Genomic DNA, 22,368 nt, shown 5'->3' with positions numbered 1-22,368 from the left:
GTTTTTGTTGCCTTGCTAACGAATATGACGCCCCTAGAACGATATCAAGCTGATCTGAAACGCCCGGAGTTCTTCCACGACGCAGCCCAGGAAACGGCCGTGCGGCATTTGCAGCGCCTGTACGACGACTTGATTGCCGCTTCGAACAACAAGCCGGGCTTCTTGGGCAAGCTGTTCGGCAAAAAAGACCAGGCGCCGGTCAGGGGCCTGTACTTCTGGGGCGGTGTCGGCCGTGGCAAGACCTACCTGGTGGACACCTTCTTCGAAGCGCTGCCGTTCAAGGAAAAGACCCGGACGCACTTCCACCGCTTCATGAAGCGTGTGCACGAGGAAATGAAGACCCTGGGCGGCGAAAAGAACCCGTTGACCATCATCGCCAAGCGTTTTTCCGACGAGACCCGGGTGATCTGCTTCGATGAGTTTTTTGTGTCCGACATCACTGACGCGATGATCCTTGGCACGCTGATGGAAGAGTTGTTCAAGAATGGCGTGACCCTGGTCGCCACCTCGAACATCGTGCCGGACGGCCTGTACAAGGACGGCCTGCAACGGGCGCGCTTCCTGCCAGCGATCAAGCTGATCAAGGAACACACTGAAGTCGTCAACGTCGACAGCGGAGTGGACTATCGCCTGCGCCACCTTGAGCAAGCGGAGTTGTTCCACTTCCCGTTGGACGCCGCCGCTGAAGAGAGCTTGCGCAAGAGCTTCCGCGCCCTGACGCCGGAATGCACCCAGGCGGTGGAAAACGATGTGCTGATCATCGAGAACCGCGAGATCCGCGCCATCCGCACCTGTGACGACGTGGCGTGGTTCGACTTCCGCGAACTGTGCGACGGCCCGCGCAGCCAGAACGACTACATCGAACTGGGCAAGATCTTCCACGCCGTGCTGATCAGCGGCGTCGAGCAGATGAGCGTCACCACTGACGACATCGCTCGCCGCTTCATCAACATGGTCGACGAGTTCTACGACCGCAACGTGAAGCTGATCATCTCGGCTGAAGTCGAACTCAAGGATCTGTACACCGGCGGTCGCCTGACCTTCGAATTCCAGCGGACCCTGAGTCGTTTGCTGGAGATGCAATCCCACGAATTCCTGTCGCGGGCGCATAAGCCGTAAGGATTCGGACAATAGAAAAAGGCCTGCGATTGCAGGCCTTTTTATTTTTTCGGTCAGATGATTTTCATGCCGCCTGCTGAAACTGCTGCCGGTACTGGTTCGGCGACAGGTCGGTATGTTGCCGGAACAGCCGTGCGAAGAAGCTCGCGTCGTCGTAGCCGACTTCATAGCTGATGGTCTTGATGCTCTTGCGGCTGCCGGAGAGCAGGCCCTTGGCGGTTTCTATGCGCAGTCGTTGCAGGTAATGCAGGGGCTTGTCACCCGTGGCGGTCTGGAAGCGGCGCATGAAATTGCGGATGCTCATGCCATGTTCGCGCGCGACGTCCTCGAAGCGGAACTTGTCGGCGAAATGCTCCTCGAGCCATTGCTGGATCTGCAGGATGATCACGTCCTGGTGCAGCTTCTGGCCACCGAAGCCGATGCGTCCGGGCGAGTAGCTGCGTTGGACTTCGTACAAGATGTCCCGCGCCACGGCCTGGGCCACATTGGCGCCGCAGAACCGTTCGATCAGGTAGATGTAAAGGTCGCATGCCGATGTGGTGCCGCCGGCACAGAACAGGTTGTCGGCGTCGGTCAGGTGCTTGTCCTGGTTCAGGTGCACCTGGGGAAAGCGTTCCTTGAAGGCATTGAAGAAACGCCAGTAGGTGGTGGCTTCCTTGCCATCGAGCAGCCCGGTCTCGGCCAGCCAGAAGACGCCGGTGGCTTCGCCGCAGAGTACCGCGCCGCGCGCATGCTGTTCTCGCAGCCACGGCAGGACTTGAGGGTGGCGTTGGCACAGGATCGCGAAGTCATCCCAGAAAGCCGGAAGGATGATCACGTCGGTGTCTTCCAGGCCGCCGTCCACCGGCATGATCACGTCGCTGAAACTGTTGACTGGCTTGCCATCGGGGCTGACCAGCCGGGTTTCGAATGCCGGCGTCAGGCCGTGGCCCAGTTGTTTGCCATAGCGCAGGCTGGCCAGGTGGAAAAAATCCTTGGCCTGCATGAGGGTGGAAGCGAAAACCCGGTCGGTTGCCAGGATGCTGACGCGCCGCAAGGGCGTGGAGACGTGCATGGACATAATTGATCTTTATTTTTATAGGGGATAGTGGTCACCAGACGGCTGGATCGTCTTATTTTTTGTCGCATGTGTCCAGTGTCCTGTCATCCAGCCCAGGCTTAGGCTGTGTCGGATAAGCCATCGAACAATAACCAGAGGTACGTCATGATCCCGAGAACCCTGTTCAGTCCCGAGCACGAATTGTTTCGAGACACGGTACGAAGCTTCCTTGAAAAAGAAGCCGTGCCGTACCACAGCCAGTGGGAAAAACAGGGGCATGTCGACCGTCAGCTTTGGAACAAGGCAGGGGAGGCGGGGATGTTGTGCTCGCATCTGCCGGAGGCCTACGGTGGACTGGATGCGGACTTTCTCTACAGCACCGTGGTGATCGAGGAAATCGGCCGCCTGGGGCTGACCGGGATCGGCTTTTCACTGCATTCCGATATTGTCGCGCCGTACATCCTGCATTACGGCAGCGAGGCGCTGAAGCATAAATACCTGCCAAAACTGGTGTCTGGTGAAATGGTCACGGCTATCGCCATGACCGAGCCGGGCGCCGGCTCTGACCTGCAAGGTGTGAAGACCTCGGCGGTGCTGGATGGCGATGAATATGTCATTAACGGCTCCAAGACATTCATCACCAATGGTTTCCTGGCTGACTTGGTCATCGTCGTCGCCAAGACCGACCCGAAAGCGGGGGCCAAGGGCACCAGCCTGTTCCTCGTGGAAGCGGGCACGCCCGGCTTCGAGAAAGGCAAGCGCCTGGAAAAAGTCGGCATGAAGGCCCAGGACACCTCCGAACTGTTCTTCCAGGATGTTCGCGTACCGAAGGAAAACCTGCTGGGGCAGGCAGGGATGGGCTTTGCCTACCTGATGCAAGAGTTGCCCCAGGAGCGCCTGACCGTCGCCATCGGTGGCCTGGCGTCGGCCGAAGCGGCGCTGCAGTGGACGCTGGACTACACCCGTGATCGCAAGGCATTTGGCAAGTCCATCGCCGACTTCCAGAACACCCGCTTCAAACTGGCGGAAATGGCCACAGAGATCCAGATCGGCCGGGTCTTTGTCGACCGCTGCCTGGAACTGCACCTGCAAGGCAAGCTCGACGTGCCGACCGCGGCGATGGCGAAATACTGGGGCACCGACCTGCAATGCAAGGTGCTCGACGAATGCGTGCAGTTGCATGGCGGCTACGGCTTCATGTGGGAATACCCGATCGCCCGGGCATGGGCGGATGCGCGGGTGCAGCGGATCTATGCCGGGACCAATGAAATCATGAAGGAGATCATTGCGCGGTCGCTGTAATGCGGCGTGACCGATCCGACGCTCGGCGTCGGATCGGTGCAAGGGGCGTTCCGCTTGAGTTATGGCGCGGGATTCGGATGATCCTTGTGAATCGCCTCGATCCCCGCCAGCACTTCGTCCGACAGCTTCAAGTCGAAGCTGGCGATGTTGCTGTCCAGTTGCTCCAGGGTTGTGGCGCCGATGATGTTACTGGTCACGAACGGCTGCCGGGTAACGAATGCCAGGGCCATCTGCGCCGGGTCCAGGCCGTGTTCGCGAGCCAGTGCCACATAGCGGCTGCAGGCTGCTTCCGACTGCGGATTGAAATAGCGCATGAAGCGGCTGTAGAGCGTCAGGCGACCCTTGGCCGGCCGTGCGCCGTTCTCGTATTTGCCCGACAGGAAACCGAACGCCAGTGGCGAGTAAGCCAGCAAGCCGCATTGCTCGCGAATGGCGATTTCCGACAGGCCGATCTCGAAGCTGCGGTTGAGCAGGTTGTACGGGTTCTGGATCGACACCGCTCGCGGCCAGCCACGGGCCTCGGCCAGGGCGAGGAATTTCATGGTGCCCCAAGGCGTCTCGTTGGACAGGCCGATGTGGCGGATCTTGCCGGCGCGGACCTGCTCGTCCAAGGCTTCGAGGGTTTCCTCCAGCGGCGTGAAGTCTTCGTTGGCCTTGTGGGTGTAGCCCAGCTGGCCAAAAAAGTTGGTGCTGCGTTCCGGCCAGTGCAATTGGTAAAGGTCGATCCAGTCGGTCTGCAGGCGCTTGAGGCTTGCATCCAACGCTTCGACGATGTGGCGGCGGTTGTGCTTTAGATTTTTGTCGCGGATGTAATCGATGGTGTTGCCGGGGCCGGCGATCTTGCTTGCCAGGACCCAGTCGGCGCGGTCACCGCGACTCTTGAAATAGTTGCCGATGTAACGCTCGGTGGTGGCGTAGGTCTCGGCCTTGGGCGGTACGGGGTACATTTCGGCGGTGTCGAGGAAGTTGATCCCGGCACCCTTGGCGCGTTCGATCTGGGCGAACGCCTCGGCCTCGCTGTTCTGCTCGCCCCAGGTCATGGTTCCGAGGCATAAGGCGCTGACATTCAGATCGGTACGGCCTAGCTTGCGATAGTCCATCGGGGACTCCTTGGGCAAAACAATCATAAAAGCAGGTTGAAATATTTTTCGCAATCTGCATAATTGCGCACCTCTTTCTGCAGTGGAAGTGATGCGCCGCCGCCGAAGAATCTTGCCGTTGAACGGACGCGCCGACCCGAGCCCCCGAAAGCGTCTGTATCCGGCTGCCTTTGACTTGTCAAAGTACGCACTATTCAGTAAGATCCGCCGTCTAATTTACAGGGCGGCCCCTGAGGCTATAAAGAATGAAAACTTTTACTGCTAAACCGGAAACAGTAAAGCGCGACTGGTTTGTCGTCGACGCTGCTGGTCAGACCCTGGGTCGTCTGGCCACCGAAATCGCGAGCCGTCTGCGTGGCAAGCACAAGCCTGAGTACACCCCTCACGTTGACACCGGTGACTACATCGTCGTCATCAATGCTGAGCAAGTACGTGTTACTGGCGCTAAAACCACTGACAAAATGTACTACTCCCACTCCGGTTTTCCTGGCGGCATCAAGTCGATCAACTTCGAAAAGCTGATCGCCAAAGCCCCTGAGCGCGTGCTCGAGACCGCGGTTAAAGGCATGCTGCCTAAAAACCCACTGGGTCGCGACATGTATCGTAAGCTGAAGGTTTATGCGGGCGCTGCTCACCCTCATACTGCTCAGCAGCCCCAAGAACTGAAGTTTTAACGGAATAGTTCATTATGTCGGCGACTCAAAATTACGGCACTGGCCGTCGCAAGACCGCAACCGCACGCGTCTTCCTGCGTCCGGGCACTGGTAACATCTCCATCAACAACCGCTCCCTGGATAACTTCTTCGGCCGCGAAACTGCCCGCATGGTAGTTCGTCAGCCGCTGGAACTGACCGAGACCGTCGAAAAATTCGACATCTACGTCACCGTTATCGGTGGTGGTGTAAGTGGTCAAGCTGGCGCAATCCGCCACGGCATCACTCGCGCCCTGATGGATTACGACGAAACTCTGCGCGGCGCACTGCGTAAAGCTGGCTTCGTAACTCGCGATGCTCGCGAAGTTGAACGTAAGAAAGTCGGTCTGCGTAAAGCGCGTAAGCGTCCGCAGTACTCGAAGCGTTAATTTCGCTTCCGCGTTCAAAAGGCGCCCAGTTCCTCACGGAGCTGGGCGTTTTTTTATGGGCGAAATAATTGCTCTGTGACAACTTGCCACATTCGTAGAGCCCCTATACTACAAGGCTTGGCGGTTTGGCCGCATGGTAATTACCTTGTCAGAATTGGGGGTTTTCATTACCATTCGGCAAAATTTTTATAAGTTCAGATTTTTACTTAGTAGACGCCTGATCTAACAGGCCACAAAGCTGATGGGAGAGGACTGAATGAGCAATGACGGCGTGAATGCAGGCCGGCGTCGCTTCCTGGTAGCAGCCACATCCGTGGTGGGTGCTGCAGGAGCGGTGGGGGCCGTGGTCCCGTTCGTGGGGTCATGGTTTCCCAGTGCCAAGGCGAAAGCCGCAGGTGCACCGGTGAAAGTGAATATCGGCAAGATCGAGCCAGGGCAGCAGATGATTGCTGAATGGCGTGGTCAGCCGGTGTTCATCGTCCGCCGTACAGAGGAGATTTTGGGGAATCTGAAAAAGATCGAGGGCCAGCTGTCCGATCCCTCTTCCAAGAACTCGGTCCAACCGGAATACGTCAACCCTGAGACGCGCTCGATCAAGCCGGAGATCCTGCTTCTGGTTGGCCTCTGCACCCACTTGGGCTGCTCGCCAACGTTCCGTCCCGAAGTCGCGCCTGTCGACTTGGGCAAGGACTGGGTTGGCGGTTATTTCTGCCCTTGCCACGGCTCCCACTATGACCTGGCCGGTCGCGTCTACAAATCGCAGCCTGCACCTTTGAACCTGCCGGTTCCCCCGCATTCCTATGAGACCGATGACATCATTGTCATTGGCGTCGATACGGAGAAAGCGTGATGAGCAAATTCATGGATTGGGTTGATGCGCGCTTTCCCGCGACCAAAATGTGGGAAGACCATCTCAGCAAGTACTACGCACCGAAGAACTTCAACTTCTTCTATTTCTTTGGCTCCCTGGCCTTGCTCGTCCTGGTCAACCAGATCGTTACCGGTGTCTGGCTGACCATGAGCTACACCCCGTCGGCGGAAGAGGCGTTTGCCTCCGTCGAGTACATCATGCGCGACGTCGAGTACGGCTCGATCCTGCGTCTGCTGCACTCCACCGGCGCTTCAGCGTTCTTCATCGTGGTCTATCTGCACATGTTCCGTGGCCTGCTCTACGGTTCGTACCAGAAACCGCGTGAGCTGGTCTGGGTCTTCGGCATGCTGATCTACCTGGCGCTGATGGCCGAAGCCTTCATGGGCTACCTGCTGCCGTGGGGCCAGATGTCCTACTGGGGCGCCCAGGTGATCATCTCGCTGTTCGGTGCAATCCCGGTCATCGGTGACGACCTGACCCAGTGGATCCGTGGTGACTACCTGATCTCGGGCATTACCCTGAACCGCTTCTTCGCCCTGCATGTCGTGGCGCTGCCGATCGTGATCCTCGGCCTGGTTGTGCTGCACATCCTGGCGCTGCACGAAGTGGGTTCGAACAACCCGGATGGCGTCGATATCAAGAAGCACAAGGACGAGAACGGCGTACCGCTGGACGGCATCGCCTTCCACCCGTACTACACCGTGAAAGACATCGTCGGCGTCGTGGTCTTCCTGTTCATCTTCTGCTCCATCGTGTTCTTCTTCCCGGAAATGGGTGGTTATTTCCTCGAGAAGCCGAACTTCGAACAGGCCAACGCCTTCAAGACGCCTGAGCATATTGCGCCGGTCTGGTACTTCACACCGTTCTACGCGATCCTGCGGGCGGTTCCGGACAAGCTGCTGGGCGTCATCGCCATGGGCGCGGCTATCGCGGTGCTGTTTGTCCTGCCGTGGCTGGACCGCAGCCCCGTCAAGTCGATGCGCTACAAGGGTTGGCTGAGCAAGATCTGGCTCTGGGTGTTCTGCATCTCGTTCGTGATCCTGGGCGTGCTGGGCGTACTGGCGCCGACCCCGGGACGGACGCTGCTGTCGCAGGTCTGCACCTTCCTGTACTTCGCCTACTTCATTCTGATGCCTTTCTACACCAGGCTCGAGAAGACCAAACCGGTTCCGGAAAGGGTGACTGGCTGATGAAAAAGCTATTTTCTGTACTGATTCTTGCTGCGTTGCCTGTACTGTCTTTTGCGTCCACGTCGAGTGGGCCGGAACTGGAAAAGGTCGACATCGACGTTTCCGACAAAGCGGCCATGCAAGACGGCGCCCGTACGTTCGCCAACTACTGCATGGGCTGTCACAGTGCCAAGTTCCAGCGTTACGAGCGCGTGGCCGATGACCTGGGTATCCCTCACGAGATGATGCTCGAGAAGCTGGTGTTCACCGGCGCCAAGCTGGGCGACCACATGAACATCGGCATGCAGCCTGCGGACGCGAAGACCTGGTTCGGCGCAGCGCCGCCGGACCTGACGCTGGTGGCACGCGTGCGTGGTACCGACTGGCTCTACGGCTACCTGCGTTCGTTCTATGAAGACCCTGCGCGCCCTTGGGGTGTGAACAACAAAGTCTTCCCGAACGTCGGCATGCCGAACGTTCTGGTCGGCCTTCAGGGTCGTCAAGTGGTAGGCTGCAAGCAGGTTCAGATCGTCGAGGACGGCAAGAAGCAATATGATCCGCTGACCGGCACCGCTTTGACGCATGAAGCCTGCGATCAGCTGACCATCGTGCCGAACACTGGCACCCTGACACCTGAGCAGTTCGATGAGAAGGTCAAGAACCTGGTGACCTTCCTGGCCTACTCGGCCAACCCGGTGAAGCTGGAGCATCAGCGCATCGGTACGTATGTATTGCTGTACCTGGCGTTCTTCTTCGTATTCGCTTACCTGCTCAAGCGTGAATACTGGAAAGACGTGCATTGATAAAGCTGTAAGCCGTTGCTGTTAATCGTGCGCGCCCAAGGGCGTCTCTGAAGGTGTAACGAGCCTGGTTGATCAGGTGGTTACGGGAGACGCCCTCTGGGCGCGCTCGTTTTTCCGTTTTTCGATAATTTCAACAAGCGAGGAGGATCGCCATGGGCGTGACCAATCGGTTGGCCTGTTACTCCGACCCCGCCGACCACTATTCCCACCGGGTACGCATCGTACTTGCAGAGAAGGGTGTCAGCGCCGAGATCATTTACGTTGAAGCGGGCCGTCAGCCGCCGAAGCTGATCGAGGTGAACCCTTACGGCAGCCTGCCTACGCTGGTCGATCGTGACCTGGCGTTGTGGGAGTCGACCGTGGTGATGGAATACCTGGATGAGCGTTATCCGCATCCGCCTTTGCTGCCGGTGTACCCAGTCGCGCGTGCCAACAGTCGTTTGCTCATCCATCGCATCCAGCGTGACTGGTGCGGGTTGGTGGATCTGATCCTGGATCCGCGGACCAAGGAGCCGGCGCGGGTGGTGGCGCGCAAGGAGTTGCGAGAAAGCCTGACGGGCGTGTCGCCGCTGTTCGTCGACAAGCCGTTCTTTCTGAGTGAGGAACAAAGTCTGGTGGATTGCTGCCTATTGCCCATACTCTGGCGTTTGCCGATCCTGGGTATCGAACTGCCGCGGCCAGCCAAGCCGCTGCTTGATTATATGGAGCGCCAATTTGCGCGTGAGGCTTTCCAGGCGAGTCTGTCTGGTGTCGAACGTGACATGCGCTAAGGCTTAGGGAGCCGCTATGAACTCCAGTCGACCTTATCTGGTCCGCGCGCTCTACGAGTGGATTGTGGACAACGATTGCACCCCGCACATGCTGGTCAATGCCGAGTATCCATCGGTCCAGGTGCCGCAGGGTTTTGCCAACGACGGGCAGATTGTATTGAACGTGTCGCCGGCCGCCGTGCGTCATTTGCACATGGACAACGATGCGGTCAGTTTCGAAGGGCGCTTCGGTGGCGTGCCGCACACGCTGTACGTGCCTATCGCTTCGATCCTGGGGATCTATGCCCGGGAGAATGGCCAGGGCATGGTGTTCGAGCTGGAAGTGCCGTTGGACGGCGAGGAAGAGCTCGAGGCGGATGATGACCTGCCGCCACCGGATGACGAGCCGCCGCGTCCTAGTGGGCGGCCGAGCTTGAAAGTGGTGAAATAACGACAATCAGGCACAAAAAAGGCGATCCAATTGGATCGCCTTTTTTGTGCCTGTTGTTTACGTCAGTCGATGTATTCGAACAGCTTCACAATCTTCTGTACACCAGACACACCCTGAACCAGATTGGTCGCCTGCGCAGCCTCCTGCTTGGTCAGCAACCCCAGCAGATAAACGATTCCGTTCTCGGTCACAACCTTGATGCGCGATCCTGGAATGCTGGCATCTGTCAGCATCTGCGTCTTGATCTTGGTCGTCAGCCAGGCATCGTTCTGACGTGCCAGCAGGGAGGAGGGTTGCAGCACCTGAAGCTCGTTGTGCACGGTCTTGACCCGCTGCACAGCGCTGGCTTCCTGTTCGGCCTTGGCCTTGAGGTCGGCGCGTGGCGTCTGGCCGGCCAGCAGCACGACGCCGTTGAAGCTGGTGACGACGATGTGCGAGTTGTTGTCCAGGTCCGGATCGGCTTTGGCGATGTTCACGCCGACCTTGGTTTCGATCAGCGAGTCGTCGATCTTGCTGCCGAAGGTGCGGGTGCCGCGGTCGTCTTCAATCGGCTTTTCCCGGCTGGCATTAACCACCGATGTGCAGCCGCTGATGCCGAGGCACAGGGTCAGGGCCAGTAGGCCTAGGCGATTAGGGGTCATTCTTCACTCCCGAACAGTTGGCTGTCGATCAAGTCACAAAGACAGTGGATCGCCAGCAGATGGACTTCCTGAATACGTGCAGTGACATTGGCCGGTACGCGAATCTCGACGTCTTCAGGCAGCAGCAACGATGCCATGCCGCCGCCGTCGCGACCGGTCAATGCTACGACAATCATTTCGCGATCATGTGCGGCCTGGATCGCTTGAATAATGTTGGCCGAGTTGCCGCTGGTGGAAATCGCCAGCAACACATCGCCGGGTTGGCCCAGGGCGCGGATCTGTTTGGAGAATACTTCGTTGTAGCTGTAGTCGTTGGCGATCGAGGTGATCGTCGAGCTGTCGGTTGTCAGTGCGATGGCCGGCAGGCTCGGGCGTTCGCGTTCGAAGCGGTTGAGTAGCTCCGAGGAGAAGTGCTGGGCGTCGCCGGCAGAGCCGCCATTGCCGCACGAGAGCATCTTGCCTTCGTTGAGCAGGGCGTTGACCATCACTTGGCTCGCTTGCTCGATGTGCGGTGCAAGTACGTCCATCGCCTGTTGCTTGGTGTCGATACTGGCCTGAAAAAGCTGGCGGATTCGCGATTGCATGTCCATCTATGTGACCTTAAGTAGCGCGACTTATCGGCACAAACATGTGCGGCGCGCAAAGCAAAGAGCAAAAAAGTTAAGTGAAGGTGTCCGGCTTGGCTGGGCGCTCAACTGTCGAAGGCGTTTTGTAGCCAGTTCAGCTGATCGACGTTGCTGTCGATGGCAATCACGTCGAAGCGGCAGGGATGGTCGGCCCAGCGAGGCTCGCTTTGCAGGAAGTACTGCGCGGCGTAAACCAGCTTCTGACGCTTGCGTGCATCGATGCTATCGAGCGCGCCACCCCATTGGGTATTTTTTCTATAGCGGACTTCGACGAATACTACTGTATCGCCGTCAAGCATGACCAGATCCAGCTCGCCGCGTTTGCACAACCAGTTCTGCGCCAGCAGGCGCAGACCCTGTTGCTGAAGATGCGCGAGGGCTTGGCCCTCGGCATTCCTACCGCTTTGCAGGTGTGATCGGTCGGGCATCAGCGCTGGGTGTCCGGTAGCCGCTGTACCTGGCCGTTGACGAATTGCGCCCAAGGCAACTGACGTTGCACGCGCTGGGTCGGCGATATCGCCAGGCTTCCCGACAGGCCTTCGATCCGGCTGTCTGGCAACGCCTTGAGCTGGCCCAGGCGCGGAGCGAGGCGATAGGCGTCGGCACCCATCGCATACAACCGGCCCAGGCTGCCGCCCGCCTGAGGCCATTGCGCGGTGACCTGCTGGCGCAACGGGTCGTTGGCGTCGAGCAGCCAAGGCGTTTCGCAGAAGCGCACGCCGTTCATGTCGTTGTACTGATTCTGGTCGCCGCTGACGCTGAACACTGAAGATGTCGCGTAGACCGGCACGTCGCCGGCGTACTGGAAGTTCAAGGTCGGCTTGATCTGCTGGGCCTGCTGCGGGGTCGATGCCAGGAAGATGAACTCGATGTCCTGGCGACGCGATGGCTGCGCGGCGACCGTTGTGCCCACGGTGCTTTGCAAGCTCTTGGCGCGACCTTCGCTCTGGCGCAACTGGAACATGTCGGCGATCTGCTGGGCCAGTTGCACGGGCTGGTCGACGCGTTCGACTGCGACGATGGTTCCGCCATTCGCCTGCCAATCCTGGCTGAAAGCTTTCAATACGCGATCGCCCCATTCCCCTTTCGGCACCATGGCGGCGGCGCGATGCAGGCCGTCGGCGCGGGCGCGGCGGGACACTTCGCGGGCTTCATCTTCCGGAGCCAGGCCGAACTGGAATAGTTGCGGTGGCCCTTGTTCGCCTTCGCTGTAGTTCAGCGCCAGGGTGGTGATCGGCAACTGAGGGCGGGTGCTGATCTGCTTGACCAGTGGTTTTTCCAGCGGGCCGACGACCAGTTGCACGCCGTCGGCCTGCGCCTTGCGATAGAACTCGTCCATGGAGGTCAGGCTGGCGCTGTCGTAAACCTGGATGCTCGGCGGCTTCTGCCCTGCCTGTTGGGCCTGGTAGTGCGCGGCCATGAACCCTTCGCGCAGGGCTTTGGCAACCGAGGCCAGCGGACCGTTCTGAGGCAGCAACAAGGCGATCTTGCTGAGTGGCTGGCTTGCCAGTTCCTTGAGCTTGACCAGCGGAGTCGGCAGTTGAAGCGCGGCAGGGTGTTTAGGGTTCTGTTCGCGCCAGCTGTCGATGGCAGCCTGTTGTTGCTCCAGGGTGCCGGCGGTTTTCACGGCCTTGGCCAGGCTCAACCAGCCACCGAGGTCGTCGGTGGTGGTCGGTTGCAGTTGGTCGGTGGGCAGCGAGGCGATCAGCGTCCAGATGGCTTCGTGGTTTTTCGCCGCGGCTTCGCCTTCCAGCAGCGGGGCAATGAAGATCCGCTCCTTGGCGGCGGCCAGCGTCTGGCCATCGGCCTCAAGGGCGCGAGCGCGGACGGTGCCGGTGCGGACTTGCTGTTCCACCGGCATTTCGCTCAGGTGCTGCAGGCTTGGATGGCCCAGCGAAGTCAGCGCTGCCTTGGGCTGATTGCGCGTCATCGCCAATTCGGCCGACAGCGTGCTGGCAAATATCTGCTGGCCGGGCTTGAGTTGTTCCATCGGCACTTGTTGCAGGATCTGTGCGGACTGGCCGGCATTGCCCTGGCGGTAGGCCAGGTCTGCGGCGCTCAGGCGCAACAGCGCTGCTTGTTCCGGCGTTTTACTTTGGGCGGCCTGTTCGAGCAACTGCTCGATACTGGCATCCGGGGTCCGTGGAAGTTCGCCAAGGCTGGACGAGGGCGAGCTGGCGCAAGCCGCCAGGAGGGCAGCGAGGCAGAGGGCGGAGAGCAGCCGCAGGCAAGCGATCATGTAAGTGTTCCTGATACGAGATCAAATTAGCGTCGAATTGTACCCAAGCGTTGGCCGGGGCGCGATGTTAGTGGTGTGAATCGGTTGATTTAGGTGGTTCAAAGGGTGTGGTACCGCATAGAAGCCGACTTGTTGACTCCTGTGGCGAGGGAGTGCACAAGCCTTGATGCGCAGCAGCCGAGACCGTCGACACGCGCTACAATGGCGGTTTTCCCAATCATGAGGTGTGCGTTTTGACTGCTCCAGGTGCTATGAATTCCGCCGACGGCTCGCTTTACGTGGTGGCGACGCCCATCGGCAACCTGGACGATATCAGTGCGCGCGCCTTGAAGATCCTGCAGGACGTTGCGCTGATCGCGGCCGAAGACACGCGCCATTCTCAGCGCCTGCTGCAACATTTCGGTATTTCCACGCCCTTGGCGGCTTGTCACGAGCATAACGAACGCGATGAAGGCAGTCGTTTCATCACCCGTCTGCTGGCTGGCGACAACGTGGCGCTGATTTCTGATGCCGGTACGCCATTGATCTCCGATCCGGGCTATCACTTGGTACGCCAGGCCCGCGCTGCAGGAATCAATGTCGTGCCGGTGCCTGGGGCGTGTGCATTGATCGCGGCGCTGTCGGCGGCGGGCCTGCCGTCGGACCGGTTCATATTCGAAGGTTTCCTGCCCGCCAAGGCCGTGGGGCGGCGGGCGCGCCTGGAAGCTATAAAGGAAGAACCGCGCACACTGATCTTTTATGAGGCGCCGCACCGCATCCTTGAATGCTTGCAGGATATGGAGCTGGTGTTCGGCCCCGAGCGCCAAGCGCTGTTGGCTCGGGAATTGACCAAGACCTTTGAAACCCTCAAGGGCTTGCCGTTAGCCGAGCTACGAGCCTTCGTCGAGGGTGACAGCAACCAGCAGCGCGGCGAGTGTGTCGTGCTGGTGGCGGGTTGGACACCGCCCCAAAACGAAGAGGCCGTCAGCAGCGAGGCAATGCGCATCCTGGACCTGTTGCTCGAGGAAATGCCTCTCAAGCGTGCGGCCGCCCTTGCGGCGCAGATTACCGGCGAGCGCAAGAATGTGCTGTACCAGGTCGCACTGGAAAAACAGAAGAGCCAGTGAAAGCTGGGTGCCAGGCTGGCCATGGGCTTTTAGCGCTTGTTCTTGTAGCGCTGTACCGTTAACCTTCGCGGCGGAGAGTCGATCGGACAGTCGCTGCCCTCTATGAAAATTAGGGGGGGGAGGAAAGTCCGGGCTCCATAGGGCGAAGTGCCAGGTAATGCCTGGGAGGCGTGAGCCTACGGAAAGTGCCACAGAAAATAACCGCCTAAGCGCTTCGGCGCCGGTAAGGGTGAAAAGGTGCGGTAAGAGCGCACCGCACGTCTGGCAACAGTTCGTGGCTAGGTAAACCCCACTTGGAGCAAGACCAAATAGGGTCCCAAGGCGTGGCCCGCGCTGGGACCGGGTAGGTTGCTAAAGATGTCCAGTGATGGCCATCGTAGACGAATGACTGTTCAAGACAGAACCCGGCTTACAGATCGACTCTCCACCTTTTCCCTCCCTGCCGGAATCACTGGCAGACGCAGTTCCTAATACCAAAAAAATCTTACTCTTAATAAATCACTTTAACTTATGCGCGCAGTCCCCTGTGCTTCCTCGAGTTGAAGCGAATTTTCCTACGTCAGATTCTTGTTGCCCCTCCTGAAACGCTCCTAAATCTCCGATCTATAAGGCTTTTCCTTCAATCCGCGCCTTGACGGTGCGGTGGGCGCATTCCTATAGTGTGCGCAAGTGGCGGAAAGTGGCATGAAGTGGGTTTTTTTGAACGTAAACCGCCCAAAAGTGGAGAAACGCAGACGTGTTTCGCGGAGCTAACGCAATCAGTCTCGATGCAAAAGGCCGGCTCGCCATGCCCAGCCGGTATCGTGACGAGCTCGTTTCGCGAAGTTCGGGTCAATTAATCGTCACGATCGACGCTGTTGACCCATGTTTGTCGGTCTATCCGCTGGATGAGTGGGAAATCATCGAAACCAAACTGCGCGCACTGCCTTCGTTGCGTGAAGAAAACCGCCGTTTGCAGCGCTTGCTGATCGGTAATGCCGTCGACCTCGAACTCGACGGTAGCGGTCGTTTCCTGGTGCCGCCGCGTCTTCGCGAATACGCCAAGCTGGATAAGCGCGCGATGCTGGTGGGCCAACTGAACAAGTTCCAACTGTGGGACGAAGATGCCTGGAACGCGGTTTCTGCCGCCGACCTTGCTGCTATTCAACAACCGGGCGCCATGCCTGATGAACTGCGTGATTTGATCCTGTGACTACTGATAGCGGCTTTAACCACATCACCGTACTGCTTGACGAAGCCGTCGAGGCTCTCGCCGTACGTCCTGATGGCTGCTATCTGGACGGCACGTTCGGGCGTGGCGGGCACAGTCGGCTGATCCTCAGTCTGCTCGGTCCGGACGGTCGGCTGCTGGGGTTCGACAAGGATCCTCAAGCGATTGCCACCGGGCAAGCGCTAGCGGCCGAAGACGGCCGCTTTGTCGTTGTGCAGCGCAGCTTTGCGGAGCTCGGTTCGGAAGTTGCCCAGCGTGGCCTGGCCGGCAAGATCAGTGGCGTACTGCTGGACCTTGGCGTGTCTTCGCCGCAGTTGGACGACCCGGAACGGGGCTTCAGTTTCCTCAACGACGGCCCGCTGGACATGCGCATGGATCCGTCCCGCGGAGTCAGCGCCGCCGAATTCGTCAACACCGCCCCGGTGGAAGAAATCGCCCGTGTCTTCAAGGAATACGGTGAAGAACGTTTTTCGGGGCGCATGGCGCGCGCGGTAGTTGAACGCCGCGACATCAAGCCGTTCGAGCGTACCGGCGACTTGGCCGAAGTGCTGAAAGTCGCCAATCCGGCCTGGGAAAAAGGCAAGAATCCAGCGACCCGCGCTTTCCAGGGGCTGCGCATCCACGTCAACAACGAACTGGGCGATCTTGAGGCAGGCCTCGAGGCCGCCCTTGAAGCGCTGGAAATCGGTGGTCGCCTGGTGGTGATCAGCTTCCATTCCCTGGAAGACCGTATCGTCAAGCTGTTCATGCGCAAGCTCACCAAAGGCGAAGCCGACAACCTGCCGCGCAACCTGCCGGTGCGTTTCGAAGCGTTCGTCCCCAAGATCAAGATCCACGGCAAAGCGCAGTTCGCCTCCGAGGCAGAACTCAAGGCCAATCCGCGCGCCCGTAGCGCTGTCATGCGTGTCGCGGAGAAGTTGCGGTGAGCAAGCTCTTCGCCAAGCCGTTGCCGGGCGGCAGCTTTTTCATGCTGCTGCTTTTTATTGGCGTGCTCGTGTCGGCCATCGCCGTGTCTTACAGCGCGCATTGGAACCGCCAGTTGCTCAACACGCTTTATAACGAGCTGAGCGTGCGCGACAAGGCTCAGGCCGAATGGGGTCGGTTGATCCTGGAACAGAGTACCTGGACTGCCCATAGCCGCATCGAAGTACTGGCCACCGAGCAACTGAAAATGCGCATTCCCGGCGCCGCCGAAGTGCAGATGGTGGCGCCATGATGAAACTCGAAGGGGCGCTGTTCCCGTGGCGGTTTCGTCTGGTCCTGGGCTTGCTCGGGATCATGGTCGCGGCGATTGCCTGGCGCATCATCGACCTGCAAGTCGTCGACCGCGACTTTCTCAAGGGGCAGGGTGATGCGCGCAGCGTGCGTCATATCCCGATCCCGGCGCACCGTGGCTTGATCACTGACCGCAATGGCGAGCCGCTGGCCGTGAGCACCCCGGTGACGACCCTGTGGGCGAACGCCAAGGAAATGCAGCAAGCCAAGGAAAAGTGGCCGGCATTGGCCGCGGCCCTCGGCCAGGATCCCAAGGCACTCGCCGAGCGTCTTGAAGCCCAGGCCAATAAAGAATTCATCTACCTGGTGCGCGGGCTGACGCCTGAGCAAGGCCAGAGCGTGCTCGACCTGAAGGTGCCGGGCGTGTATGGCATCGAAGAGTTCCGCCGTTTCTACCCGGCCGGTGAAGTCACCGCCCATATGGTCGGTTTTACCGATATCGATGACCGCGGACGGGAAGGGGTCGAACTGGCCTATGACGAATGGCTCGCTGGAGTCGCCGGCAAGCGCCAGGTCATCAAGGACCGGCGCGGCAGGCTGATCAAGGATGTCCAAGTCACGAAAAACGCCAAGGCCGGCAAGCCCTTGGCGTTGTCCATTGACCTGCGTTTGCAATACCTGGCCAACCGCGAGCTGCGCAATGCCATCGTCGAGAACGGTGCCAAGGCCGGTAGCCTGGTGATCATGGACGTCAAGACTGGCGAGATCCTGGCGATGGTCAACCAGCCGACCTACAACCCGAACAACCGTCGCAACCTGCAGCCGGCGATGATGCGCAACCGCGCGATGATCGACGTGTTCGAGCCGGGTTCGACCATGAAGGCCGTGTCCATGGCCGCTGCCTTGGAAACCGGGCGCTGGAAGCCCAGCGACACCGTCGAGGTCTATCCAGGGACGTTGCAGATTGGCAAGTACACCATTCGCGACGTATCCAAGACGGAAGGGCCGGTGCTCGACCTGACTGGCATCCTGATCAATTCCAGTAACGTCGGCATGAGCAAGATCGCCTTCGATATCGGTGGCGAGGCGATTTATCGCCTGGCCCAGAAAATCGGCCTCGGCCAGGATACCGGCCTGGGCTTCCCGGGCGAGCGCGTCGGCAACCTGCCCAACTATCGTGAATGGCGCAAGGCGGAAACCGCCACGTTGTCCTACGGCTACGGTGTTTCCGTGACGGCGATCCAGCTTGTCCACGCGTTTTCCGCGCTGGCCAACAATGGGCGTATCGCGCCGCTGACCTTGGTCAAGACCGACAAGGCGCCGCAGACCACCCAAGTGATTCCGGAAGACGTCGCGAAGACGATGCAGGGCATGCTGCAACAAGTGATCGAGGCGCCGCGCGGTGTGTATCGCGCCCAGGTGCCGGCTTACCACGTGGCCGGCAAGTCCGGTACGGCGCGCAAGACTTCCGTTGGCACCAAGGGTTATGCCGAGAACTCCTACCGCTCGCTGTTTGCCGGTTTCGGCCCGATGAGCGACCCGCGTTACGCCATCGTCGTGGTCATCGATGAACCGAGCAAGGCCGGCTATTTCGGCGGCCTGGTTTCCGCGCCGGTGTTCAGCAAAGTCATGTCCGGCACGCTGCGGTTGATGAACATCACCCCGGATAACCTGCCACCGACCCAGCAGGCGAGTACCGCCCCGGTCGTTCCATTGAAAGCCGACGGAGGGCGTGGCTGATGTCCCTGAGCCTGAACAAGATTTTTGCCCACGCCGGCCACGACTTGCTGATTCGCGAGTTGACCCTTGATAGCCGTGACGTACGCGCTGGAGACCTATTCCTGGCGGTGCCGGGCGCCCGGTTCGATGGTCGCGCACACATAGCCGACGCCCTGAAGCGCGGAGCGGCGGCTGTGGCCTATGAAGTCAACGGCGCCACCGTGCTGCCCATCACCGATGTGCCGCTGATTCCCGTCAAGGGGCTGGCGGCGCAGCTGTCGGATATCGCCGGACGTTTTTATGGCGAGCCGAGCCGTCACCTGAACCTGATCGGCGTGACTGGCACTAACGGCAAGACCAGCGTCACCCAATTGGTGGCACAAGCGTTGGATCTGCTTGGCCAGCATTGCGGCATCGTCGGGACGCTGGGCAATGGTTTCCACGGTGCCCTGCAAAGCGGCCTTCATACCACGCCAAACCCGATTGCCGTGCAGGCGACTCTGGCCGATCTGAAGAAGGCCGGAGCCAAGGCCGTTGCAATGGAAGTCTCTTCCCATGGCCTTGATCAGGGCCGTGTCAGCGCCCTGGCATTCGACGTTGCCGTGCTGACCAACCTGTCCCGCGATCACCTGGATTACCACGGCACCATGCAGGCCTACGGTGAAGCCAAGGCCAGGCTGTTTGCCTGGAATAACTTGAAGTGCCGGGTCATCAATATCGATGACGAGTTCGGCCGGCAACTGGCCGCCGAGCAACGCGAGTCCCGGTTGATCACCTACAGCCTGGAAGACAGCAGCGCCTACCTTTATATCCGCCAGGCGCAATTCAATGACGAAGGCGTGCGCGCCACGCTGGTCACGCCCCAGGGCGAGCATTTCCTGCGCAGCACTCTGCTGGGCCGCTTCAACCTGAGCAACGTTTTGGCAGCCATCGGCGCCTTGCTCGGGCTGGATTACGCACTCGACGAAATTCTCAAAGTGCTGCCGCAACTCGAGGGTCCGGCCGGTCGCATGCAGCGCCTGGGCGGCGGCACCCAGCCGTTGGTGGTGGTCGATTACGCCCACACGCCGGACGCGCTGGAAAAAGTTCTCACGGCCTTGCGCCCGCATGCCAAGGGCAAGTTGCTGTGCCTGTTCGGCTGTGGCGGTGATCGAGACCGTGGCAAGCGTCCGTTGATGGCTGAAGTCGTCGAGCGGCTGGCCGATGGCGTGCTCGTGACCGATGACAATCCGCGTAGCGAAGATCCGCAGCGAATTTTCGACGACATCCGCGCCGGTTTCTCGCAGGTGGATAACGTCAACTTCGTGGCCGGTCGCGGCCAGGCCATTGCCCAACTGATCGCCAGTGCGTCGGCAGACGATGTTGTCGTCCTGGCCGGAAAAGGGCATGAGGACTACCAGGAAATCAACGGCGAGCGCCATGCGTTCTCTGATCTGGCGGAAGCCGATCACGCGCTGACTGCATGGGAGGTGGCCCATGCTTAATGCCTGGAAACTCAGTGAGCTGACCAATGCTTTGAACGCGCGTCTCATCGCTGCGGACGCCAGTTTCGAAGGCGTCAGCATCGACAGCCGGGCTATCACACCGGGGCAATTGTTCGTCGCATTGGCCGGGCCGCGTTTCGACGGCCATGACTATTTGAACGAAGTGGCAACCAAAGGCGCGGTCGCCGCGTTGGTCGAGCGGGAAGTGACCAACAGCACGCTGCCGCAGTTGTTGGTCAACGACACTCGCCAGGCCCTGGGCCAGCTCGGTGCGCTGAATCGCGCAGCGTTTGCCAATCCGGTTGCGGCCATTACGGGTTCCAGCGGCAAGACCACGGTCAAGGAGATGCTCGCGAGCATCCTGCGCACCCGCGGTCCGGTATTGGCGACCCGTGGCAACCTGAACAATGATCTCGGCGTACCGCTGACCCTGCTGGAGCTGGCGCCGGAACACAGCGCCGCCGTCATCGAACTCGGCGCTTCGCGCCTGGGCGAGATTGCCTACACCGTCGGCATGACCAAGCCCCACGTGGCCGTGCTCAACAATGCCGGGACCGCCCATGTCGGCGAATTCGGCGGCCCGGAAAAGATCGTCGAGGCCAAGGGCGAGATCATCGAAGGGCTGGATGCCAAAGGCGTCGCCGTGCTGAACCTCGACGACAAGGCCTTCGAAATCTGGAAGGCCCGGGCGGGCGAGCGCAAGGTGTTGACCTTCGCCCTGAGCAACCTCGCCGCGAACTTCTACGCCAGTGACCTGGACCGCGACGCCCGTGGTTGCCCGGCTTTCAACCTGCACAGCCCCGACGGTGCCGAACGCGTGCAGTTGAACCTGCTTGGCACTCATAACGTCGCCAATGCACTGGCTGCCGCCGCTGCCGCCCATGCCCTGGGCGTGTCGCTGCCGGGCATTGTCGCCGGATTGAACGCGGTGCAACCGGTCAAGGGTCGTAGCGTTGCGCAACTGGCGAGCAACGGCATGCGCGTTATCGACGACACCTACAACGCCAACCCGACGTCCATGTGCGCAGCGGTGGATATCCTTGCCGGTTTCTCAGGGCGCACCGTGTTGGTGTTGGGGGATATCGGTGAACTGGGCGAGTGGGCGCAACAAGGTCATCACGATGTCGGCGCCTATGCACGCGGCAAGGTCGATGCGTTGTACGCCGTCGGCCCGATGATGGCTCATGCGGTCGCCGCGTTTGGCGAGAACGCGCAGCATTTCACCACTCAGGCCGAGCTGATCCAGGCCCTGGGCGCCGAGCAAGACCCGAACACCACCCTATTGATCAAGGGCTCACGCAGCGCAGCGATGGAAAATATCGTCGCGGCTTTGTGCGGCACCCGTATGGAGAAACATTAATGCTGCTGCTGCTAGCGGAGTACCTGCAACAGTTCCACAAAGGCTTCGCGGTCTTCCAGTACCTGACCCTGCGCGGGATCCTGGGCGTGCTGACCGCGCTGTCGTTGTCGCTGTTTCTGGGCCCGTGGATGATCCGCACCCTGCAGAGCCTGCAAATCGGCCAGTCGGTTCGTAACGACGGTCCGCAATCGCACCTGTCCAAATCCGGCACCCCGACCATGGGCGGCGCGCTGATCCTGTCATCCATCGGCATTAGTACCTTGCTCTGGGCCGACCTGGCGAACCGTTACGTCTGGGTCGTGCTGTTGGTGACGCTGTTGTTCGGTGCCATCGGCTGGGTCGACGACTATCGCAAGGTCATCGAGAAGAACTCCCGTGGGCTGCCAAGCCGCTGGAAATATTTCTGGCAGTCGGTGTTCGGCCTCGGTGCGGCGATCTTCCTCTATATGACCGCCGCCTCGCCGGTGGAAACCACCCTGATCCTGCCGATGCTCAAGGACTACAGCATCCCACTGGGCGCTGGCTTCATCGTGCTGACTTACCTGGTGATCGTCGGCTCGAGCAACGCGGTCAACCTCACCGACGGTCTCGACGGCCTGGCGATCATGCCGACAGTCATGGTCGGCGGTGCGCTGGGGATCTTCTGCTACCTGTCGGGTAACGTGAAATTCGCTGAATACCTGCTGATTCCTTATGTACCGGGCGCGGGTGAACTGATTGTTTTCTGCGGCGCGCTGATCGGCGCCGGCCTGGGCTTCCTGTGGTTCAACACCTACCCGGCGCAAGTCTTCATGGGTGACGTCGGCGCGCTGGCGCTGGGCGCGGCCCTGGGCACCATCGCGGTCATCGTTCGCCAGGAAATCGTCCTGTTCATCATGGGCGGCGTGTTCGTGATGGAGACCCTGTCAGTCGTCATTCAGGTTGCCTCCTTTAAATTGACCGGCCGCCGGGTATTTCGCATGGCGCCGATCCACCACCACTTTGAACTCAAGGGCTGGCCCGAGCCGCGTGTGATCGTCCGTTTCTGGATCATCACCGTGATTCTGGTACTGGTCGGCCTTGCCACCCTGAAGCTGAGGTAGAA

Annotated in this window: 23 protein-coding genes and 1 other RNA gene; 18 read left to right on the top strand and 6 right to left on the bottom strand. The window is 60.0% G+C overall.

From position 1 onward, the window contains the following. Positions 1-24 precede the first annotated feature (24 nt). Positions 25-1,119 carry a cell division protein ZapE gene (gene zapE, locus HU806_RS08750; RefSeq protein WP_186610999.1) on the top strand — a complete coding sequence of 365 codons (1,095 nt, stop codon included), beginning with the start codon at positions 25-27 and terminating at the stop codon, positions 1,117-1,119. 64 nt (positions 1,120-1,183) lie between these two features. Here the strand turns inward: zapE and HU806_RS08745 are convergent, their stop codons facing one another. Next, positions 1,184-2,080, bottom strand: coding sequence for a GlxA family transcriptional regulator (locus tag HU806_RS08745; protein WP_186611077.1), 897 nt, complete (start codon positions 2,078-2,080; stop codon positions 1,184-1,186). Positions 2,081-2,323: 243 nt separating this feature from the next. Between HU806_RS08745 and HU806_RS08740 the strand changes: the two genes are divergently transcribed. Next, complete coding sequence (locus tag HU806_RS08740) at positions 2,324-3,460, top strand: acyl-CoA dehydrogenase family protein (protein WP_186610998.1); 1,137 nt, start codon at positions 2,324-2,326, stop codon at positions 3,458-3,460. Between the two features lie 59 nt (positions 3,461-3,519). On the opposite strand, the gene HU806_RS08735 is transcribed toward HU806_RS08740, so the two are convergent. Further along, complete coding sequence (locus HU806_RS08735; RefSeq protein WP_186610997.1) at positions 3,520-4,560, bottom strand: NADP(H)-dependent aldo-keto reductase; 1,041 nt, start codon at positions 4,558-4,560, stop codon at positions 3,520-3,522. A 245-nt stretch (positions 4,561-4,805) separates the two neighbouring features. On the opposite strand from HU806_RS08735, the gene rplM reads away from it, so the two are divergent. The 7 genes from rplM to HU806_RS08700 all read left to right on the top strand — a co-directional run bounded on the left by rplM (position 4,806) and on the right by HU806_RS08700 (position 9,684). Next, positions 4,806-5,234, top strand: coding sequence for a 50S ribosomal protein L13 (gene rplM, locus HU806_RS08730; protein WP_003178186.1), 429 nt, complete (start codon positions 4,806-4,808; stop codon positions 5,232-5,234). Positions 5,235-5,248: 14 nt separating this feature from the next. Further along, a complete protein-coding gene (gene rpsI, locus HU806_RS08725; protein WP_003205364.1) occupies positions 5,249-5,641 on the top strand; it encodes a 30S ribosomal protein S9 in 393 nt (130 codons plus the stop codon). A 256-nt stretch (positions 5,642-5,897) separates the two neighbouring features. Continuing rightward, a complete protein-coding gene (gene petA / locus HU806_RS08720; protein ID WP_186610996.1) occupies positions 5,898-6,491 on the top strand; it encodes a ubiquinol-cytochrome c reductase iron-sulfur subunit in 594 nt (197 codons plus the stop codon). Next, positions 6,491-7,702 carry a cytochrome b gene (locus HU806_RS08715; RefSeq protein ID WP_092393821.1) on the top strand — a complete coding sequence of 404 codons (1,212 nt, stop codon included), beginning with the start codon at positions 6,491-6,493 and terminating at the stop codon, positions 7,700-7,702. Before petA ends, HU806_RS08715 begins: the two co-directional genes overlap by 1 nt. Then, positions 7,702-8,484, top strand: a complete 783-nt coding sequence (locus HU806_RS08710; protein ID WP_186610995.1) for a cytochrome c1 — start codon at positions 7,702-7,704, stop codon at positions 8,482-8,484. The genes HU806_RS08715 and HU806_RS08710 overlap by 1 nt, the downstream gene beginning before the upstream one ends. A 152-nt stretch (positions 8,485-8,636) precedes the next feature. After that, positions 8,637-9,254, top strand: a complete 618-nt coding sequence (locus HU806_RS08705) for a glutathione S-transferase N-terminal domain-containing protein (protein ID WP_030138559.1) — start codon at positions 8,637-8,639, stop codon at positions 9,252-9,254. Between the two features lie 16 nt (positions 9,255-9,270). After that, entirely contained in the window at positions 9,271-9,684 is a 414-nt protein-coding gene (locus tag HU806_RS08700; protein ID WP_186610994.1) for a ClpXP protease specificity-enhancing factor, read from the top strand. A gap of 62 nt (positions 9,685-9,746) precedes the next feature. Here HU806_RS08700 and HU806_RS08695 read toward each other — a convergent pair whose 3' ends face one another. From HU806_RS08695 to HU806_RS08680, 4 genes are all read right to left on the bottom strand, one after another. Beyond that, positions 9,747-10,325, bottom strand: a complete 579-nt coding sequence (locus tag HU806_RS08695; protein ID WP_030139689.1) for a BON domain-containing protein — start codon at positions 10,323-10,325, stop codon at positions 9,747-9,749. Continuing rightward, the gene (locus tag HU806_RS08690; protein ID WP_007928463.1) at positions 10,322-10,915 is read right to left on the bottom strand and encodes a phosphoheptose isomerase; all 594 of its coding nucleotides are present in this window, start codon (positions 10,913-10,915) and stop codon (positions 10,322-10,324) included. The genes HU806_RS08695 and HU806_RS08690 overlap by 4 nt, the downstream gene beginning before the upstream one ends. Before the next feature lie 101 nt (positions 10,916-11,016). Continuing rightward, on the bottom strand, positions 11,017-11,379 hold the full coding sequence (locus tag HU806_RS08685; protein ID WP_186610993.1) for a YraN family protein: 363 nt from the start codon (positions 11,377-11,379) through the stop codon (positions 11,017-11,019). Beyond that, positions 11,379-13,190 carry a penicillin-binding protein activator gene (locus HU806_RS08680; protein ID WP_186610992.1) on the bottom strand — a complete coding sequence of 604 codons (1,812 nt, stop codon included), beginning with the start codon at positions 13,188-13,190 and terminating at the stop codon, positions 11,379-11,381. Before HU806_RS08680 ends, HU806_RS08685 begins: the two co-directional genes overlap by 1 nt. Before the next feature lie 251 nt (positions 13,191-13,441). On the opposite strand from HU806_RS08680, the gene rsmI reads away from it, so the two are divergent. From rsmI to mraY, 9 genes are all read left to right on the top strand, one after another. Then, the gene (gene rsmI, locus HU806_RS08675) at positions 13,442-14,296 is read left to right on the top strand and encodes a 16S rRNA (cytidine(1402)-2'-O)-methyltransferase (RefSeq protein WP_186610991.1); all 855 of its coding nucleotides are present in this window, start codon (positions 13,442-13,444) and stop codon (positions 14,294-14,296) included. A 74-nt stretch (positions 14,297-14,370) separates the two neighbouring features. Beyond that, an RNA gene (rnpB, locus tag HU806_RS08670) (RNase P RNA component class A) lies at positions 14,371-14,724 on the top strand. Between the two features lie 308 nt (positions 14,725-15,032). Beyond that, positions 15,033-15,488: a division/cell wall cluster transcriptional repressor MraZ gene (mraZ, locus tag HU806_RS08665; RefSeq protein WP_003178209.1), complete on the top strand. Its 456-nt coding sequence runs from the start codon at positions 15,033-15,035 to the stop codon at positions 15,486-15,488. Next, on the top strand, positions 15,485-16,432 hold the full coding sequence (rsmH, locus tag HU806_RS08660) for a 16S rRNA (cytosine(1402)-N(4))-methyltransferase RsmH (protein WP_186610990.1): 948 nt from the start codon (positions 15,485-15,487) through the stop codon (positions 16,430-16,432). Before mraZ ends, rsmH begins: the two co-directional genes overlap by 4 nt. After that, entirely contained in the window at positions 16,429-16,722 is a 294-nt protein-coding gene (ftsL, locus tag HU806_RS08655; RefSeq protein WP_003178214.1) for a cell division protein FtsL, read from the top strand. Before rsmH ends, ftsL begins: the two co-directional genes overlap by 4 nt. After that, positions 16,722-18,461 (top strand): peptidoglycan D,D-transpeptidase FtsI family protein, encoded by a 1,740-nt coding sequence (locus tag HU806_RS08650; protein ID WP_186611076.1) that lies wholly within the window; start codon positions 16,722-16,724, stop codon positions 18,459-18,461. The genes ftsL and HU806_RS08650 overlap by 1 nt, the downstream gene beginning before the upstream one ends. Continuing rightward, the gene (gene murE, locus HU806_RS08645) at positions 18,461-19,924 is read left to right on the top strand and encodes a UDP-N-acetylmuramoyl-L-alanyl-D-glutamate--2,6-diaminopimelate ligase (RefSeq protein WP_186610989.1); all 1,464 of its coding nucleotides are present in this window, start codon (positions 18,461-18,463) and stop codon (positions 19,922-19,924) included. The genes HU806_RS08650 and murE overlap by 1 nt, the downstream gene beginning before the upstream one ends. After that, on the top strand, positions 19,917-21,284 hold the full coding sequence (locus HU806_RS08640) for a UDP-N-acetylmuramoyl-tripeptide--D-alanyl-D-alanine ligase (protein ID WP_186610988.1): 1,368 nt from the start codon (positions 19,917-19,919) through the stop codon (positions 21,282-21,284). Before murE ends, HU806_RS08640 begins: the two co-directional genes overlap by 8 nt. Further along, positions 21,284-22,366 carry a phospho-N-acetylmuramoyl-pentapeptide-transferase gene (gene mraY, locus HU806_RS08635; RefSeq protein WP_186610987.1) on the top strand — a complete coding sequence of 361 codons (1,083 nt, stop codon included), beginning with the start codon at positions 21,284-21,286 and terminating at the stop codon, positions 22,364-22,366. Before HU806_RS08640 ends, mraY begins: the two co-directional genes overlap by 1 nt. Positions 22,367-22,368: the final 2 nt, after the last annotated feature.

The organism is Pseudomonas sp. SWRI154 (assembly GCF_014268645.1).
GTDB classification, from domain to species: Bacteria; Pseudomonadota; Gammaproteobacteria; order Pseudomonadales; family Pseudomonadaceae; genus Aquipseudomonas; species Aquipseudomonas marvdashtae.
This window is presented reverse-complemented; position numbering and strand designations above follow the sequence as displayed.

Excerpts from the sequence above, each read along its gene's own strand:
- HU806_RS08735 (WP_186610997.1), bottom strand. The coding sequence starts at position 4,560 with ATGGACTATCGCAAGCTAGGCCGTACCGATCTGAATGTCAGCGCCTTA.
- HU806_RS08695 (WP_030139689.1), bottom strand. The coding sequence starts at position 10,325 with ATGACCCCTAATCGCCTAGGCCTACTGGCCCTGACCCTGTGCCTCGGC.
- HU806_RS08710 (WP_186610995.1), top strand. The coding sequence starts at position 7,702 with ATGAAAAAGCTATTTTCTGTACTGATTCTTGCTGCGTTGCCTGTACTG.
- HU806_RS08740 (WP_186610998.1), top strand. The coding sequence starts at position 2,324 with ATGATCCCGAGAACCCTGTTCAGTCCCGAGCACGAATTGTTTCGAGAC.
- zapE (WP_186610999.1), top strand. The coding sequence starts at position 25 with ATGACGCCCCTAGAACGATATCAAGCTGATCTGAAACGCCCGGAGTTC.
- petA (WP_186610996.1), top strand. The coding sequence starts at position 5,898 with ATGAGCAATGACGGCGTGAATGCAGGCCGGCGTCGCTTCCTGGTAGCA.
- mraY (WP_186610987.1), top strand. The coding sequence starts at position 21,284 with ATGCTGCTGCTGCTAGCGGAGTACCTGCAACAGTTCCACAAAGGCTTC.
- rpsI (WP_003205364.1), top strand. The coding sequence starts at position 5,249 with ATGTCGGCGACTCAAAATTACGGCACTGGCCGTCGCAAGACCGCAACC.
- HU806_RS08715 (WP_092393821.1), top strand. The coding sequence starts at position 6,491 with ATGAGCAAATTCATGGATTGGGTTGATGCGCGCTTTCCCGCGACCAAA.
- rsmI (WP_186610991.1), top strand. The coding sequence starts at position 13,442 with ATGAATTCCGCCGACGGCTCGCTTTACGTGGTGGCGACGCCCATCGGC.
- HU806_RS08640 (WP_186610988.1), top strand. The coding sequence starts at position 19,917 with ATGCTTAATGCCTGGAAACTCAGTGAGCTGACCAATGCTTTGAACGCG.
- HU806_RS08700 (WP_186610994.1), top strand. The coding sequence starts at position 9,271 with ATGAACTCCAGTCGACCTTATCTGGTCCGCGCGCTCTACGAGTGGATT.
- HU806_RS08690 (WP_007928463.1), bottom strand. The coding sequence starts at position 10,915 with ATGGACATGCAATCGCGAATCCGCCAGCTTTTTCAGGCCAGTATCGAC.
- rplM (WP_003178186.1), top strand. The coding sequence starts at position 4,806 with ATGAAAACTTTTACTGCTAAACCGGAAACAGTAAAGCGCGACTGGTTT.
- murE (WP_186610989.1), top strand. The coding sequence starts at position 18,461 with ATGTCCCTGAGCCTGAACAAGATTTTTGCCCACGCCGGCCACGACTTG.
- HU806_RS08685 (WP_186610993.1), bottom strand. The coding sequence starts at position 11,379 with ATGCCCGACCGATCACACCTGCAAAGCGGTAGGAATGCCGAGGGCCAA.
- HU806_RS08705 (WP_030138559.1), top strand. The coding sequence starts at position 8,637 with ATGGGCGTGACCAATCGGTTGGCCTGTTACTCCGACCCCGCCGACCAC.
- HU806_RS08680 (WP_186610992.1), bottom strand. The coding sequence starts at position 13,190 with ATGATCGCTTGCCTGCGGCTGCTCTCCGCCCTCTGCCTCGCTGCCCTC.
- HU806_RS08650 (WP_186611076.1), top strand. The coding sequence starts at position 16,722 with ATGAAACTCGAAGGGGCGCTGTTCCCGTGGCGGTTTCGTCTGGTCCTG.